Origin of the sequence: Aliiroseovarius subalbicans (genome assembly GCF_022678625.1) — a bacterium.
Taxonomy (GTDB): domain Bacteria; phylum Pseudomonadota; class Alphaproteobacteria; order Rhodobacterales; family Rhodobacteraceae; genus Aliiroseovarius_A; species Aliiroseovarius_A subalbicans.
The window spans coordinates 332,370-347,969 of record NZ_JALBYQ010000003.1 but is presented as its reverse complement, the minus strand read 5'-3'; the positions used below and the strand labels follow the sequence as shown (position 1 = coordinate 347,969).

General features: G+C 60.2%; 16 protein-coding genes. 12 read left to right on the top strand and 4 right to left on the bottom strand.

Going from position 1 to position 15,600, the window contains the following annotated elements; all coding sequences use genetic code 11:
• Positions 1-67: 67 nt before the first annotated feature.
• Positions 68-2,029, top strand: coding sequence for a bifunctional 2',3'-cyclic-nucleotide 2'-phosphodiesterase/3'-nucleotidase (locus MN188_RS12090; RefSeq protein ID WP_242109354.1), 1,962 nt, complete (start codon positions 68-70; stop codon positions 2,027-2,029).
• Between the two features lie 55 nt (positions 2,030-2,084).
• Here the strand turns inward: MN188_RS12090 and MN188_RS12085 are convergent, their stop codons facing one another.
• Positions 2,085-2,309 carry a sulfurtransferase TusA family protein gene (locus MN188_RS12085; RefSeq protein ID WP_242109353.1) on the bottom strand — a complete coding sequence of 75 codons (225 nt, stop codon included), beginning with the start codon at positions 2,307-2,309 and terminating at the stop codon, positions 2,085-2,087.
• A gap of 24 nt (positions 2,310-2,333) precedes the next feature.
• A complete protein-coding gene (gene dsrE2 / locus MN188_RS12080) occupies positions 2,334-2,834 on the bottom strand; it encodes a sulfur carrier protein DsrE2 (protein WP_242109352.1) in 501 nt (166 codons plus the stop codon).
• A 152-nt stretch (positions 2,835-2,986) separates the two neighbouring features.
• Between dsrE2 and MN188_RS12075 the strand changes: the two genes are divergently transcribed.
• The 5 genes from MN188_RS12075 to MN188_RS12055 all read left to right on the top strand — a co-directional run bounded on the left by MN188_RS12075 (position 2,987) and on the right by MN188_RS12055 (position 8,997).
• Complete coding sequence (locus tag MN188_RS12075; protein ID WP_242109351.1) at positions 2,987-3,289, top strand: ArsR/SmtB family transcription factor; 303 nt, start codon at positions 2,987-2,989, stop codon at positions 3,287-3,289.
• Between the two features lie 131 nt (positions 3,290-3,420).
• On the top strand, positions 3,421-6,264 hold the full coding sequence (locus MN188_RS12070) for a molybdopterin oxidoreductase family protein (protein ID WP_242109349.1): 2,844 nt from the start codon (positions 3,421-3,423) through the stop codon (positions 6,262-6,264).
• Entirely contained in the window at positions 6,261-7,001 is a 741-nt protein-coding gene (locus tag MN188_RS12065) for a 4Fe-4S dicluster domain-containing protein (protein WP_242109348.1), read from the top strand. The genes MN188_RS12070 and MN188_RS12065 overlap by 4 nt, the downstream gene beginning before the upstream one ends.
• Positions 7,001-7,876 carry a dimethyl sulfoxide reductase anchor subunit family protein gene (locus tag MN188_RS12060; RefSeq protein ID WP_242109346.1) on the top strand — a complete coding sequence of 292 codons (876 nt, stop codon included), beginning with the start codon at positions 7,001-7,003 and terminating at the stop codon, positions 7,874-7,876. The genes MN188_RS12065 and MN188_RS12060 overlap by 1 nt, the downstream gene beginning before the upstream one ends.
• Positions 7,877-7,899: 23 nt before the next feature.
• Complete coding sequence (locus MN188_RS12055; protein WP_242109345.1) at positions 7,900-8,997, top strand: Mrp/NBP35 family ATP-binding protein; 1,098 nt, start codon at positions 7,900-7,902, stop codon at positions 8,995-8,997.
• Between the two features lie 49 nt (positions 8,998-9,046).
• On the opposite strand, the gene MN188_RS12050 is transcribed toward MN188_RS12055, so the two are convergent.
• Positions 9,047-10,138 carry a YeeE/YedE family protein gene (locus MN188_RS12050; RefSeq protein WP_242109344.1) on the bottom strand — a complete coding sequence of 364 codons (1,092 nt, stop codon included), beginning with the start codon at positions 10,136-10,138 and terminating at the stop codon, positions 9,047-9,049.
• Positions 10,139-10,311: 173 nt separating this feature from the next.
• Between MN188_RS12050 and MN188_RS12045 the strand changes: the two genes are divergently transcribed.
• From MN188_RS12045 to MN188_RS12020, 6 genes are all read left to right on the top strand, one after another.
• A complete protein-coding gene (locus MN188_RS12045; RefSeq protein ID WP_242109343.1) occupies positions 10,312-10,923 on the top strand; it encodes a ribonuclease D in 612 nt (203 codons plus the stop codon).
• A gap of 78 nt (positions 10,924-11,001) precedes the next feature.
• Positions 11,002-11,622, top strand: a complete 621-nt coding sequence (locus tag MN188_RS12040; protein ID WP_242109342.1) for a hypothetical protein — start codon at positions 11,002-11,004, stop codon at positions 11,620-11,622.
• A gap of 1 nt (position 11,623) precedes the next feature.
• The gene (locus MN188_RS12035; RefSeq protein WP_242109341.1) at positions 11,624-12,127 is read left to right on the top strand and encodes an LptA/OstA family protein; all 504 of its coding nucleotides are present in this window, start codon (positions 11,624-11,626) and stop codon (positions 12,125-12,127) included.
• Positions 12,127-12,888: an LPS export ABC transporter ATP-binding protein gene (lptB, locus tag MN188_RS12030; protein WP_242109340.1), complete on the top strand. Its 762-nt coding sequence runs from the start codon at positions 12,127-12,129 to the stop codon at positions 12,886-12,888. The genes MN188_RS12035 and lptB overlap by 1 nt, the downstream gene beginning before the upstream one ends.
• Before the next feature lie 220 nt (positions 12,889-13,108).
• Complete coding sequence (gene hpf, locus MN188_RS12025; protein ID WP_242109339.1) at positions 13,109-13,681, top strand: ribosome hibernation-promoting factor, HPF/YfiA family; 573 nt, start codon at positions 13,109-13,111, stop codon at positions 13,679-13,681.
• A gap of 40 nt (positions 13,682-13,721) precedes the next feature.
• Complete coding sequence (locus tag MN188_RS12020; protein WP_242109338.1) at positions 13,722-14,186, top strand: PTS sugar transporter subunit IIA; 465 nt, start codon at positions 13,722-13,724, stop codon at positions 14,184-14,186.
• Between the two features lie 4 nt (positions 14,187-14,190).
• On the opposite strand, the gene MN188_RS12015 is transcribed toward MN188_RS12020, so the two are convergent.
• Positions 14,191-15,600: a sulfotransferase family 2 domain-containing protein gene (locus MN188_RS12015; protein WP_242109336.1), complete on the bottom strand. Its 1,410-nt coding sequence runs from the start codon at positions 15,598-15,600 to the stop codon at positions 14,191-14,193.

Genomic DNA, 15,600 nt, shown 5'->3' with positions numbered 1-15,600 from the left:
CGGTTTTGTGGGTCACCTGCTACGCTGCCCTCATAGTTTTCGCGCGAATTCAGAGAGAGAGGCTGCCATGACCACATTCAACCGCCGTACATTCCTGGGCTCTGCCGCCGGGGCCACGCTGATTGCCCTGCACCCGTTTTCCGCCCGCGCCGCGGCCAACCAGGCGCATTTGCGCATCATGGAAACGACGGATCTGCACGTGCACGTGTTCCCGTATGATTATTACGCTGACAAGGCGCGTGACACGGTTGGCCTTTCGCGCACCGCGTCGATCATCCAGGACATCCGCGCCGAGGCGACCAATACGATGCTGGTCGACAACGGTGACTTCCTGCAAGGCAACCCGATGGGCGACTACATCGCCTATGAACGCGGAATGGCCGAAGGTGACATGCACCCGATCATCGCCGCGATGAACACGCTAGGCTATGACGCCTCGACGCTGGGCAACCATGAGTTTAACTATGGGCTCGATTTCCTGATGAAGTCGGTTGCGGGCGCGAATTTCCCGGTCGTATCGGCCAACGTCGCCAAAGAAGCCGGGGCGGGCCCGCGCGACGACAAGACCCTGTTGAAACCCTATGTGATCCTTGACCGGATGCTGAAGGACGGATCGGGTGCCGAGCAAGCGATCAAGGTCGGCATCATCGGCTTCGTCCCGCCGCAAATCATGAACTGGGATCGCCGCCATCTGGAAGGCAAGGTCGAAGCGCGCGATATCGTTGAGACCGCCGAGGCCTGGATCCCCGAGATGAAAGAGGCCGGCGCGGACATCATCATCGCACTCAGCCACTCGGGCATCGGATCGGCCACCCGCACCGACGGGATGGAGAACGCCTCCGTGCCGCTGGCACAGGTGCCGGGGATCGACGCGCTGATGACGGGGCACAGCCACCTGGTCTTCCCGTCGCCGACTTATGCCGATTTCGAAGGCTGTGACGTCGACAAGGGCACGATCCACGGGGTGCCTGCCGTGATGGGCGGCTTCTGGGGATCGCACTTGGGCGTGATCGACCTGATGCTGGAGCACGAGGGCGGGGAATGGCGCGTGGTCAGCCATGCCTCGGAGACCCGGCCGATTTCCAAGCGGAACGAAGACCGGTCCTATACCGCGTTGGTGGGGGATCATCAGCCAGTGCTGGATGCCGTCGCGCAGGAACACGACGAAACGCTCGCCTATATCCGCCGCGCGGTGGGAAAGACCTCGGCGCCACTGCACAGCTACTTCGCGCTGGTCGCCGACGACCCGTCGGTGCAGATCGTGTCAATCGCCCAGGCCTGGTATGTGACCGAGATGATGAAGGGCACCGAGCACGAAGGCCTTCCGATCCTGTCTGCTGCTGCACCCTTCAAGGCCGGTGGCCGCGGCGGCCCAGAGTATTTCACCGACGTGCCTGCGGGCGATGTCGCGATCAAGAACGTGGCCGATCTGTATCTCTACCCCAACACCGTGCGCGCCGTTCGCATCAACGGTGCGCAGCTGAAAGGTTGGTTGGAGCGTTCGGCTGGCATGTTCAACCAGGTGACTCCCGGCGACGCTGACCAAGTGCTGCTGAACCCGTCCTTCCCGAGCTACAATTTCGATGTGATCGACGGGGTGACCTATGAGATCGACCTGTCGCAACCATCGCGCTTTGGTCCGAAAGGCGAGCCGCTGAACCCGGACGCCACCCGGATCGTGAACCTGATGCACAATGGAAATCCTGTGTCGGACGACATGGAGTTCATCGTGGCAACCAACAACTATCGCGCGGGTGGCGGCGGTAGCTTCCCCGGCACGGGCGGCGAAACCACCGTTTTCGAGGCGCCCGACACAAACCGCGATGTAATTGTGCGCTATATCGTCGAGCAGGGCACGATCAACCCGTCGGCCGATGCGAACTGGCACTTCAAGGCCCTACCCGGCACAACGGTTCTTTTCGATACCGGCCCGGCCGCATCGGCCTATATGGGCGATGTGAAGGGTGTGACGATCGAACCTGCGGGCGAAGGCCCAGACGGGTTTGCGCGGTTCCGTATCAGCCTCTAGAAAACGCAAAAGGCCCCGCCGATCTGGCGGGGCCTTTCACATCACGCACGTAAGTTCAGGCGCGTTTGATCTCATATGTGAAGACGTCACCGTCCTGACTTTGTGCTACAAGTTCATTACCCGTCTGGTTGCAGAACGCGGCAAAGTCAGCGACCGAGCCGGGGTCGGTTGCACGGATCGACAAAACGTCACCTACATCCATCCCCTTCAGCGCCTTCTTGGCTTTGATGATCGGCAGCGGGCAATTCAGCCCTTCTGCATTCAGTTCCTGGTTGGCCATGTGGTTTCCTCCCTCAATGGTCGTTTAGATGTAAAGGTTGATGTCGGACTTGAGCGCGTTTTCCATATAGGTCGCCGCGCCACCGATTTCGAGCCCGTCAATCAGGTCATCCTGGCTCAACTCGAACAGGTCCAGCGTCATTTGGCAGGCGATCATGTTGACCTCAAGATCCACCGCCGCTTCGCGCAGGTCGGGGATCGAGGCAACGCCCTTCTTCTTGATCAGGTTCTTCATCATGGTGGTGGCGGCGCGGTCCACACCTGGCAGCATCGACACCATGTTGGGCATCGACATGTGCCCGCCCATCATCGGCATTTCCATGCCCGGATTTCCAAGCGTCGAGATCTTCAGGTGATCAAGGTCCTTCTTCAGCAATTGCAGCCCGTAGAAGGTGAAGAACATCGTCACCTCCACATCCATCGCCGCCGCCGTGGTCGCCAGGATGAAGGGCGGATATGCCCAGTCCAGCGTCCCTTTGGTCACGATAATCGACATCGACTTCGCGTTGTCCATCTGGTCCAGCATTGGCAAACCCTCCCTGATCGCCCGTGTATCTTTACATCAAAATTGTTGAATACTTATCGGGTGAGGTCAAGGAAACTCTGATTCAGGCGCATTGACGCCGGGTTCTTCGCTGGTCAAACTGGGAAAAGTATTTAAATCCGGGGGCATGGCGCGTGGAAATCGATGATCTCAGCGAAACGGCGGAAAAGGCCAGCGAGTTGATGCGCGTGCTCTCCAACCAAAAACGTCTGTTGATTCTGTGCAAACTGGTCAATGGCGAACAATCTGTGCAGCAGTTGCAAGAGGCCACTGGATTGGGGCAATCGACGGTGTCACAACAGCTTGCCAAACTGCGCGGCGAACAACTTGTGACTGCCCGCCGGCAAGCGCAATCGGTGTTCTATTCGATGTCCAGTCCCGAAGCGATGGCGGTGATCGAAACGCTCTATCGGCTTTACTGCGACGACAACTGCTAAGCTGGACTTAATGTCGCCGTCATCTGGCCCTACCCGACGACAACGCAGCCTGTTTCGCTCGCACCCGGCGTGGCATGATTTCCTTTTGACCGAAGGAATTTCTGTGCCATGTTCATTCAAATATCGCAATGATGAGATATGAACCGATGACCAAGCCTGAGAACATCAAAGTCGAGACATCGCCGCCCGTATCCGACGAGGTGCGCCAGACGACCTGTTATATGTGTGCTTGCCGGTGTGGCATCAACGTGCACATGAAGGACGGCCAGGTCGCTTATATCGAAGGCAACCGCGATCACCCGGTGAACAAGGGCGTGCTCTGCGGCAAGGGCTCGGCCGGGATCATGCAGCATTATGCGCCGTCCCGCCTGAACGCCCCGATGAAACGCGTGGGACCAAGAGGTTCGGGCGAGTTCGAGGAAATCAGCTGGGACGAGGCGCTGGACATTGCTGCGGGCTGGATGGGGCCGCTGCGCGACACGGACCCGAAGAAGATGGCATTCTTCACCGGTCGCGATCAGTCGCAAAGCTTCACCGGCTGGTTCGCGCAGGCCTATGGCACGCCGAACTATGCCGCGCATGGTGGCTTCTGCTCGGTCAACATGGCCGCTGCCGGCATCTATACGATGGGCGGGGCGTTCTGGGAATTTGGCCAACCCGATTGGGACCGCACCAAGCTGTTCATGATCTTCGGCGTGGCCGAGGACCACGACAGCAACCCGATCAAAATCGGGCTGGGCAAGCTGAAGGAACGCGGCGCCAAGGTCATCGGCGTGAACCCGATCCGGTCGGGTTACAACGCCATTGCCGATGAATGGGTCGGCATCACGCCGGGCACCGATGGGCTGTTCATCCTGTCGCTGATCCACGCGCTGATGAAATCGGGCAACATCGATCTGAACTACCTCAGCCGCTATACCAACGCGGGCTTCATGGTGAACGGCGACGAAAGCTCGCCGGAGTTCGGCCTGTTCCTGCGCGGCAAATCCGGCAAGCCGCAGGTGCTCAACCGCGCCACCGGCAAGCTGGCGGATTATGACAAGAAGGGCGTGATGCCCGATCTGGCGGGCAATATCCGCAAGGCGGGTGTCACCCATCGCCCGGTTCTGCAACTGATGGCCGACCGGTATCTGTCCGACGATTACGCCCCCGAGGCCGTGGCCGAACGCACCGGCATTTCCGCCGCGCGCATCAAGGCGATCGCGTCCGAACTGGCCCGCGTGGCGTTCGAGGAAGAGATCGTCATCGACCAGCCCTGGACCGATTGGAAGGGCGAAAAGCACGACAAGATGGTCGGGCGCCCGGTCTCGTTCCACTCGATGCGCGGGATTTCGGCACATTCGAACGGCTTCCAGACCTGCCGCGCGCTGCATGTGTTGCAGATCATCCTGGGGTCGGTCGAAGTGCCCGGCGGCTTCCGCTTCAAGCCGCCCTATCCGAAACCGCCCGAAGCGCATCCGAAACCCCACGCCGGCGTCACCCCCGGTCAGCCGCTGGACGGTCCGCATTTGGGCTATCCGATGGGGCCGGAGCACCTGCTGATCAACGAAGACGGAAGCGCGAAACGGATCGACAAGGCGTTCACCTGGGAAAACCCGCTGTCGGCCCACGGGCTGATGCACATGGTCATCTCGAACGCTCACGCGGGGGACCCCTACAAGATCGACACGCTGTTTTTGTACATGGCGAACATGGCGTGGAATTCGTCGATGAACACATCTGAGGTCATGCGCATGCTGACCGACAAGGATGAGAACGGCGATTATGTGATCCCGCATATCATCTACTCGGATGCTTACAGTTCTGAAACGGTCGCCTATGCTGACCTGATCTTGCCCGACACGACCTATCTAGAACGGCACGATTGCATTTCGCTGCTGGATCGCCCGATCTGCGAGGCTGACGGGCTGGCCGATGCAATCCGGTGGCCGGTGGTTGAACCGGACCGCAACGTGCGCGGTTTCCAGTCCGTGCTGGTCGAGCTGGGCGCCAAATTGGGCCTGCCCGGTTTCGTGAACGAAGATGGGTCGCAGAAGTTCAAGGACTACGCCGATTATCTGGTGAACCACGAACGCCGCCCCGGTGTTGGCCCACTGGCCGGCTGGCGTGGTGAGGACGGGACCGGCAAGGGGCGCGGCGCGCCGAACCCTGAACAGCTGGACCGCTATATCGAAAACGGTGGCTTCTGGGTCGATCACCTGCCCGAGGAAACGCAGTTCTATAAACCCTGGAACCAGGGCTATCAGGATTGGGCGGTGGAGCGCGGCATCTTTGATGCCCCCGCGCCCTATGTGTTCAACTTGTATGTCGAGCCGCTGCGCAAGTTGCAGCTGGCCGCCGAAGGGCACGGCGATGTGCAACCGCCCGAGAACCTGCGTCAGCGTGTGAAAGACACGATGGATCCGCTGCCGATCTGGTATGCGCCGTTCGAGGATTCGAATGTCGACCCGGACGAGTTCCCGATCCACGCGCTGACCCAGCGGCCGATGCACATGTATCATTCCTGGGGCACGCAGAACGCCTGGCTGCGCCAGATCACCGGCAAGAACCGCCTGTATCTGCCCACCAAGATTTGGGAGGCGAACGGGTTCGAAGATGGCGACTATGCCACCGTCACCTCGGCGCATGGATCGATCACCGTACCGGTGGCGCATCAGGCCGGGTTGAACGAAAACACAATCTGGACCTGGAACGCGATCGGCAAGCGCAAAGGCGCCTGGGCACTAGACGAAGGCGCGTCAGAGGCCACCGAAGGCTTCCTTCTGAACCACATCATTCACGAGCTTCAGCCGCCCAAAGCGGACGGGATGCGCTGGGCCAACTCCGACCCGATCACCGGCCAGGCCGCGTGGTTCGATCTGCGGGTGAAGATCGCGAAGGCCGATCCGCCGCCACCTGAATCGCAACCCGCCTATCCGCCGATCAAATCGCCGGTTGGCAAAGGTCCCAAGAACGTGGCGAGGAAAGTGAAATGACGGCTCTTCCTGCATCCACCGACAAGAAACTGGGGCTGGTCATCGACTTGGACACCTGCGTGGGTTGCCACGGCTGCGTGACGTCCTGCAAGGGCTGGAACACCGAGAATTATGGCGTGCCGCTGTCCGACATGGACGCCTATGGCGCGGACCCGTCGGGCACCTTCCTGAACCGTGTGTTCAGCTATGAGGTGCAGCCCGCGGACAAGCCCGCCCAGACGGTGCACTTCCCGAAATCCTGCTTGCATTGCGAAGACGCGCCCTGCGTCACGGTCTGCCCGACCGGGGCCAGCTATAAACGCACCGAGGACGGGATCGTTCTGGTCAACGAAGACCGCTGCATCGGCTGTGGCCTGTGCGCCTGGGCCTGCCCTTACGGCGCGCGAGAGTTGGATCAGGCGGCGGGTGTGATGAAGAAATGCACGCTGTGCGTCGACCGGATTTACAACGAAAACCTTGAGGAAGTGGACCGCGTACCGTCCTGCGTGCGGACCTGCCCCGCAGGCGCCCGGCACTTTGGCGATCTTGGCGATCCGGACAGCGATGTGTCCAAATTGGTGGCCGAGCGTGGCGGATTTGACCTGATGCCTGAACAAGGCACCAAGCCCGTGAACAAATACCTGCCGCCGCGTCCCAAGGACACGATGGAAACCGCAGGCATTCCCGACCTGAAACCTGTCGCGACCGAGGCCAAAGGCTTCCTTGGTTGGCTTGACAAAGCGCTGGAGAAACTCTGATGCACCCGGCACCTTCCGTAATCATCTTCACCACGTTTTCCGGGCTTGGGTTCGGGCTTCTGGCCTGGCTTGGCCTGGGGTTTCCGGACGTAAGCGGCGGCACCGCGTTCGCGTTTTTCTTCATCGCCTATGCGCTGGCGGTGGGCGGACTGCTGGCCTCGACCTTCCACCTGGGCAATCGCAAGAACGCGATCTATGCGTTCAGCCAATGGCGCACCTCGTGGCTGTCGCGCGAAGGCATCGCGTCGGTCATGACGCTTCTGGTGTTCGCGCCCTATGCGCTGTCGCTGATCTTCGCAGACACAGCCTTGCCGTTTCTTGGCTATCTCGGGTCGATCCTGGCGCTGATCACGGTGTTCACCACCTCGATGATCTATACCCAGCTGAAAACGATCCCGCGTTGGAACATGCCGCTGAACCCGGTTCTGTTCCTGCTCTACGCCCTGTCGGGCGGCGCGCTCATGGCAGGCGAGGCGAAGGTGGCCGGCGTTCTGATCCTGCTTCTGACCCTGCTGCAAGTGGCTGCGTGGAAGATGGGCGATGACCGCCTGTCGTCGACTGGCACCGACAAAGGCACCGCCACCGGGTTGGGGTCGATCGGCACGGTTCGGATGCTGGAAAGCGCGCACACCGCGCGCAATTATATCCTGGACGAGATGGTGCACATCATCGGCCGCAAGCACGCGCAGAAACTGCGAATGATCGCAGGCATTCTGATCGGCGCGCTTCCGGCCGCGATCTTGCTCCTGACCCCCGCGGGCCACGTGACCAGCTTTGTCGCATTGGCCTGCCATATCCTGGGGGTTATCGTCGGGCGCTGGCTGTTCTTTGCGGAAGCAGAGCACGTCGTCGGCATGTATTACTCACGCGACTGAAAAACGGACAAGCGGGCAAACACATGATCACACGCATCCTTGCGCATCTGGCGCATATCGAAGTTGACGGCGTTAAAGGCAATATCGTCGAGGCCGGGCTGGTCGGCGAAAAGGACATCTCGGTGTCTGGCCACAAGGTCGTCGTCACCGTCAATGTGCCCCCGGATTTTCCGGGCGACTTGGGCGCGATAAAGGCCGAGATTGAGCAGCGTCTGGGTGACAACATGCCCAAGATCGAAAGCCTGCTGGTCGTCCTGACCGCCGAGAAGGGCGAAGGCGCTGCACCCAGCCTGCGCCCGTCACCGCCGACCAATCCCGGCGTGCCCGGCCCCGACATGCGCCCGGCACAGGCTGGTATTCCCGGCATCAAGCACATTGTCGCCGTTGCCTCGGGCAAGGGCGGGGTGGGGAAATCCACCACTGCCGTGAACCTGGCCGCCACGCTGCGCAGCCTTGGCTTCAAGGTCGGCCTGTTGGATGCCGACATCTACGGCCCGTCGATCCCGCGGCTTCTGGACATCACCGACCGCCCCGCGATCGAGGACGAAAAGATCATCCCGATCGAGAAATACGGCATGAAGGTCATGTCGATGGGGTTCCTGATGGATGAGGAAAGCCCGGTGATCTGGCGCGGGCCGATGGTCGTCTCGGCGCTGATGCAGATGGTGCGCGAAGTGGTGTGGGGCGAGCTGGATTTCCTGATCCTCGACATGCCGCCCGGCACGGGTGACGCGCAGCTGACCATGGCGCAGCAGGTACCGCTGTCCGGCTCGGTGATCGTGTCGACCCCCCAGGACCTGGCGCTGGTTGACGCACGCAAAGGGCTGAAGATGTTCAAGGACGTCGATGTGCCGATCCTGGGCATCATCGAAAACATGTCGTCCTTCGTTTGCCCCCATTGCGGCGAGATTTCCGAGATCTTTGGCCATGGCGGCGCCGAGGCTGACGCGCGACGACTGGGCGTGATGTTCCTAGGGGCCGTGCCACTGCATATGGCGATCCGCGAAAACTCGGACGCTGGCACACCGCTGATCATCGGGGAGCCCGACGGAGTGCACGCGGATATCTACAAGAAACTTGCGCTGAAGGTTGCGACGCTTCTGGGTGAAGCGGACGACTGACGAAAAAGGGCCCCTTTTCGGGGCCCTTTCCAATTCAGGCCAGTTCAGGTCAGGCCATGGCTTCCATCGCCTTCATCCCGACGATCCCGCCGATGATGATGAAGATGAAGGTCAGCAGGGATCCGACCGCGAGGGTCGAGAACCCGGTCACCGCCTGCCCCACCGTGCAGCCCAGCGCCACGACGCCACCGATCCCCATCAGGACACCGCCGCCAAGGTTGCGCAACGTGTCGGGCGCGTCGCTGAACGTGGCCAGGTGAAACCGCTTCTGGGTAACTGCGCCGATAAAGGCGCCGATCAGCGCACCCAGCGTGGTCACCACCGAAAAGCTGATCCCGTCAAAGGCCGTGAAGCGCATGAAGTAATCAATGCTGTCCCCGGCCGGGCGCACATAGGACAGGGAGGCCAGCGTCGGGTTGTCAGCAAATTCGTCGAAGGTCATCGCCGTCAGCAGCCAACCGGCGATCACACACAAGCCGATGCCGATGCCCGCAATCATGTGGCTGGGGGAACTGCGGAACGCCTTGTTCGCCAAGCCATAGGCCACGAAACCACCGCCAAACAGGATTACCGCGATCAGGTTCGCGGTGCCCGATGCCATGCCGGTCACCCCGGACAGGATCGTGCCGATGCGTTGGTCATCGAAGCCCGCTGCGGTCAGGTCCGCCGTCATCGGCTCAACCAAGGCCACGCGTGTGGGGCCGAACAGCCCGCCGATGGTCATGTAAGCCGAGATGCCGATCACGACCAACACGATCAGTGACCGCAAATCACCCCCGCCCGCGCGCACAAGGTTCTTTGAGACGCATCCGCCGCCAAAAACCATGCCGATCCCGAAGATGAAGCCGCCAATGATGTGGCCGCCCCAGGTCAGGTTCGGGGTGACATACATTGAAAAGCTCATGTCGGCGATGGCCGTGCGTTCCAGCACGGCGACCCCGATGATGGCCACGCCCGTCGCCATCAGCCAGGCGCGAAACCGGCGCCAGTCTCCGAATGACAGAATGTCGGATATGGACCCCATCGTGCAGAAATTCGTGCGCTGAACGATGAAGCCGAAAATGATACCGATGATCAGACCACCCCAGCCAATCCAGGCTGCGGCGTTCTCGACCATGACTTCCTTCCAAAGGTCGATCATATTTTCCCTCGTTGGTTCTTTTTTCGTTGTTGTGCCGGTCTTTGCGCCGGGCATCTGCCAACACATTATCACATTGCGTTTCATATATGCGTAAAAAAATGGCTGTTGTTGGGCGTTGAACCGCAGGGGTGGCAGGCGTATCACGGACACAGGCAATCAACCGGGAGCATTCCATGGCCAATCATCTTTACAAGCGCGACCTTCCTGATGGTCTGGACCTGGGACCGGTCGTGGCGATTGACTGCGAAACCATGGGGCTGAACCCACATCGCGACCGTCTTTGCGTGGTGCAGATGTCCGGCGGTGACGGCAACGCCCATCTGGTGCAGATCGCAAAAGGCCAGACCTCGGCGCCGAACTTGGAGCGGATGCTGGCCGACCCGGAGGTGCTGAAGCTTTTCCACTTTGGCCGGTTCGATATTGCCGCGCTGTTGAACGCGTTCGGCGTTGTCACCGCGCCGGTCTATTGCACCAAGATCGCATCGAAGCTGATCCGCACCTATACCGACCGGCACGGGCTGAAGAACCTTCTGGATCAGCTGTTGAAAGTCGATGTCTCGAAACAGCAGCAGATGAGCGACTGGGGTGCCGAAAACCTGACCGAGGCACAGCTGGATTATGCCGCGTCTGATGTTCTTTACCTGCACCGCCTGCGCGAAAAGCTGGATGTGCTTCTGGCCCGCGAGGGGCGCATGGACATTGCGCAATCGTGCTTTGATTTCTTGCCGACCCGCGCCAAGCTGGACCTGGCCGGCTGGCCCGAGATCGACATCTTCGCGCATTGATCCGCCGATAGGGACGCGTAGCCATTGGAAAGCCCTGCGCGCATGTTACATAGCCTTGGAAAGGCAGGCGGATCCCGTATGGCAGCCCATGACAACACCTATTCGCGCGTGGTCGCTTGGCTGAAGGTCCTCCTTCCGGTCATCGCGCTTGCGCTGTTGTCGACCATGTTCCTGATCTCTCGGTCAATCGACCCGACTCAGGCGATCACCTATTCTGGCGTGGATGTGGAAGACCTGGCGCGCGATCAGCGGATTTCGGGGCCCAGTTTTTCCGGCGTCACCGAAGATGGCGCAGCCATTTCCTTTCACGCCGATACCGCGCGACCCGAGGGGGGTAACATGAACCGGGTCAGTGCCGATCAACTGACCGCCCGCATTGAAACCCCTGACGGGGCGCTTGTTGATATCGTGGCAAGAACCGCTCTGATCGATGGTGACAAACAAGAGGTGACGCTGTCGGATGGCGTGACCTTGGCCACTTCGACTGACTACCTGATCGAAGCCGAGGGGTTGACGGCGGCACTGGATTCGACCCGCGTAGTTACCGACGGCCCGATTACGGCAACCGGCCCCATGGGCCGGATCGTGGCGGGCGAGGCCAGCGTGATCAAACACGACGGTGATGCCACGACCTATCTTCTGGTTTTCAAGCACGGCGTGAAACTGGTATACACACCCAAAGGGCAAGGGAGCCAGTGACGTGAAAGTATTCCTGGGAATTGTAACCGCCGTTCTTCTGAGCCTTGTCGGTCCGGTCGCAGCATCGGCGCAGGGCGCGCAAATCGCGTTCGGCGGATTGAAGCACGACAGCTCACTTCCCATCGAGATTTCGGCGGATCAGTTGCAAGTGGACCAGGGCGACGGCACCGCTACGTTTCAAGGCAATGTCATGATTGGCCAAGGCGAAATGCGCCTGACCGCCGCCAAAGTCCGGGTCGAGTACACGACCGGCGAAGACGTCACGGGTGAGATTTCACGCCTGCATGCGTCGGGCGGTGTGACCTTGGTAAACGCCGCCGAAGCAGCCGAAGCGCGCGAAGCCGTTTATACCATCGCAACCGGGACCGTTGTCATGACCGGCGACGTAATCCTGACCCAAGGCGCAAACGCGTTGTCCGCTAACCGGCTGACCGTGGACCTAAAGGCGGGCACCGGCACGATGGACGGGCGGGTCAAGACGATCCTGCAAACCGGAGACCAGTGATGGCACAGGCGCCTGATCTTTCCGTCGAAGACGGTAGCGCCGGGCTTCGCATTGTTAGTCTGCGCAAAAGCTATCGCAAAAAACCCGTCATCCTTGATTTCTCGATGGAGCTGAACCGTGGCGAAGTTGTCGCGCTTCTGGGACCAAACGGGTCAGGCAAGACGACGACGTTCTATGCAATTGCCGGACTGGTCACGCCCGAAGCCGGGCAGGTCATGATCGACGGGCGCGACGTGACACTTCTACCGATGTATCGCCGGGCCAAGTTCGGCATTGGGTATCTGCCGCAGGAAATGTCCATCTTTCGCGGGCTATCGGTCGAAGACAACATCCTTGCCATTCTGGAAATCGCCATCAAGGACCGACACAAGCGACGCGAACGGTTGGAAGAGCTTCTGAGCGAGTTTTCAATCGGCCACCTACGCCGCGCTTCGGCGCTGGCCCTGTCTGGCGGCGAACGTCGGCGAGTCGAAATCGCGCGCTGTTTAGCCGCCGACCCGAAATACCTTCTTTTGGACGAACCCTTTGCCGGGGTGGACCCGATCGCCGTGGGCGAAATCCGCACCTTGGTCCATGACCTCAAGGATCGTGGCATCGGCGTTCTGATCACCGACCACAACGTGCGCGAGACGCTTGATATCGTCGATCGCGCCTATATCCTGCACGATGGCCGGGTTCTGATGAGCGGCACGACTGACGAGGTCATCCGAGACGAAAACGTGCGCCGGGTCTATCTTGGCCAGAATTTCAAGATCACGTGAGAGGGCTTTCAGTTGACAAGGCATGGCGTTGTGGCGCCAAATACAGGGGATGCATGAACATGCCGTTTCCCGTTCGTGCCGCCCCGGAACAGGGGGTTTGCACTTAACGCGTCCGATCTTGTCGGACCGGGCTGGAAACTCAAACCAAAAGTCTTTAGAAGCCCGACAACCCCGTAAGGGGATGGCGGCAACGTCACCTGCAAATCCAAAAGGAGACAGGATGCAGTACCAAATCAGTGGCAAGCAGATCGAAATCGGTCAGGCCCTTCAAACACACGTGAAAGACGAGCTGTCCGGTGTGGTTCAGAAATATGCCGAGCGTCCGACCGACGCTCAGGTGATCTTTTCGAAAAACGCGCATGAGTTCGTGTGCGAAACCGTGGTTCACCTGTCGACCGGCCTGACCGCGCAGGCCAGCGCCCACGCCACCGAGATTTATGCCGCCTTCGACCTCTGCGCCGAAAAAATGGAAAAACAACTGCGCCGCTACAAGCGCCGGTTGAAGGATCACCACAAAGATCGTGCGGACCCGGTTGAAGTTTTCGGCGGTGCCTCGTATATCCTCGCCGCAGAGGAAGGCCACGAGGAATCGGACGACGCCACGCTCACGCCCATGATCATCGCCGAAATGGAAACGCGCATCCCGTCGTTGTCCGTTGGCGAAGCTGTCATGCAGATGGAGCTGGCCCATGCCCCGGTTCTGGTTTTCCGCAATGAGAAAACCGATGGCGTGAACGTCGTGTATCGCCGCGAAGACGGCAATATCGGCTGGATCGACCCGAAGGACGCGTAAGCGCCGAACAAGGCCCCGGGCCGCAGGAAAGTGTTGGAATATGGAACTTTCGGACATTCTTCGGCCCGAGGCCGTCAAGGTTTTTGGAACCGTCACCAGTAAAAAGCGCCTGTTTCAGGACCTGGGTGACATGGTGGCCGGCATCCATGACATTGATGGCGCGATCGCTTTCAGCGCGCTCCAGGAACGCGAAAGCCTTGGCCCGACTGGCGTGGGCCATGGTGTCGCCTTGCCCCATGCCCGCATTGCAGGCATCACGAATGTGATCGGCGCCTTTGTGCGGGTCGAGCGTCCGTTTGATTTCGATGCCGTGGATCGTCAGCCTGTTGATCTGGTTTTTGCCTTGTTCGCCCCCGAGGGCGCCGGAGTCGAGCACCTCAAAGCGCTGGCCCTTGTGTCGCGTACGATGCGCGACAGCGCGGTCTGTTCAAAGCTGCGTGCCAATGGCGACCCGACGACGCTGCACGCTTTATTGACAGAAACGCAAAAAACCCGAGCCGCATGAGGCCTCAGGCCCAGGGTCCAAACCCGAACATCATATAGTCGCGCTGGTAGGCGCTGCGCACAGCGGCCTCTATCGTCTTGTCATAGATATCCGCCAAGGCATACGGCGCATCCGGTGCTTGGGCGGGCAGCGGCGGCATGTCGACCCCGATCTCCCGCGCGATATTCGCCAGCCCGCCTTCCAGCTGATCTTCGCGCATAATGTGGTCGGGCAGCATGAATTGCCCAAACCCCTGAATAACAGACGATTGCGTCGCCCAGGTCGCGTCGACCCGAATGCCGGTTTGGCCAGTCAGGTTCGTTTTCACGAAATCGACAAAACCCAGAAACGCCGCGTGATGGGTGCGTCGGTCATAGGTTTTGTCTGGTATCTGTTCGGGCAGCGGCACGTCATACGTGCTACGCAGCACATTGCGGATTTCCCAGTAAGTCTCTGGACCATCCTGCAAGAAATGCTTGCAAAACACCGCGTGCAGTCGCGCCACCGGATGACGCAAGACCGTAAAACTGCGGTGTCCCTTGTGCCGACGTTTCCACTGCCTCAGGGTTTTTTGGGTGAACCCGTCACCGACCTCGCCCAGGCTGGTCATCCACGACCGCACCCGGTCTTCGGGCCCACCCCGAACCGGCAGATAGATCAGCGGTGCGTCACCCGCGCTGACATAGGTCGGCACCACAGGCGTGCGTTGCGGTTCAAAACTGGGGACGCGCCCCAAATCAAACAGGTCGATGTCGGCGGCGGCCTGCACCAAGTCGTCATAGTTCCTGACTTTTTCCGACAGTGGTTCTGGGTTCTGTTTCTTGTACTTGCCGGCGAATTCGGTGATCTCATGATCTGCACCCAGGAACCGGCCCAGCCCGTTCAGCACATCAAGGTCCTGCGTTTCGTCATAATCGATGTGGAACGCAGTCTGCCCGGTCCGTTGTAGCCGGTCCTTCACCTTCAGCTGGAACCCCTTGAGGCGGTAGACCAGGCGCTCGAATTCCTCAGGATCAATCGTGACCTTCTGTTTCTTCGCATCCTTCACGTTGTTCAGCGCCCACTGATCGGTTGCCCAGGCGATCTTGCGACTGACATAGGCGTCCACCACGTTTCGGGTCAGCACCACCTTGGCGCAGCGCGGGTCATCAATCGCGGCATCGAACACGCGGGGGTCGTGGTCGTGAAAGAACCGAAAGCCCGGGATGCCGGACGTGTTTTCCTTCATCCGCTCAAGCAGCAGCATCGGGTCGGCATCCCGCATCTTCACGGTCACGCCGAACAGATCCTTCGTCTTGGGTGTCACCATGAAATAGGGATTGAACGCCTCACCATAGCATTTCAGCCCTTCGAACTGATCCACGTTCGATTCAAGGAAATTCGACCCGGTGCGCATTTCGGCGAAGATGATGAAGTAGTCGAATTTGCGGGCCAT

Excerpts from the sequence above, each read along its gene's own strand:
- MN188_RS12020 (WP_242109338.1), top strand. The coding sequence starts at position 13,722 with ATGGAACTTTCGGACATTCTTCGGCCCGAGGCCGTCAAGGTTTTTGGA.
- MN188_RS12065 (WP_242109348.1), top strand. The coding sequence starts at position 6,261 with ATGACGGCTCTTCCTGCATCCACCGACAAGAAACTGGGGCTGGTCATC.
- hpf (WP_242109339.1), top strand. The coding sequence starts at position 13,109 with ATGCAGTACCAAATCAGTGGCAAGCAGATCGAAATCGGTCAGGCCCTT.
- MN188_RS12090 (WP_242109354.1), top strand. The coding sequence starts at position 68 with ATGACCACATTCAACCGCCGTACATTCCTGGGCTCTGCCGCCGGGGCC.
- MN188_RS12040 (WP_242109342.1), top strand. The coding sequence starts at position 11,002 with ATGGCAGCCCATGACAACACCTATTCGCGCGTGGTCGCTTGGCTGAAG.
- MN188_RS12070 (WP_242109349.1), top strand. The coding sequence starts at position 3,421 with ATGAGATATGAACCGATGACCAAGCCTGAGAACATCAAAGTCGAGACA.
- MN188_RS12060 (WP_242109346.1), top strand. The coding sequence starts at position 7,001 with ATGCACCCGGCACCTTCCGTAATCATCTTCACCACGTTTTCCGGGCTT.
- MN188_RS12050 (WP_242109344.1), bottom strand. The coding sequence starts at position 10,138 with ATGATCGACCTTTGGAAGGAAGTCATGGTCGAGAACGCCGCAGCCTGG.
- dsrE2 (WP_242109352.1), bottom strand. The coding sequence starts at position 2,834 with ATGCTGGACCAGATGGACAACGCGAAGTCGATGTCGATTATCGTGACC.
- MN188_RS12055 (WP_242109345.1), top strand. The coding sequence starts at position 7,900 with ATGATCACACGCATCCTTGCGCATCTGGCGCATATCGAAGTTGACGGC.
- lptB (WP_242109340.1), top strand. The coding sequence starts at position 12,127 with ATGGCACAGGCGCCTGATCTTTCCGTCGAAGACGGTAGCGCCGGGCTT.
- MN188_RS12045 (WP_242109343.1), top strand. The coding sequence starts at position 10,312 with ATGGCCAATCATCTTTACAAGCGCGACCTTCCTGATGGTCTGGACCTG.
- MN188_RS12015 (WP_242109336.1), bottom strand. The coding sequence starts at position 15,600 with ATGGCCCGCAAATTCGACTACTTCATCATCTTCGCCGAAATGCGCACC.
- MN188_RS12085 (WP_242109353.1), bottom strand. The coding sequence starts at position 2,309 with ATGGCCAACCAGGAACTGAATGCAGAAGGGCTGAATTGCCCGCTGCCG.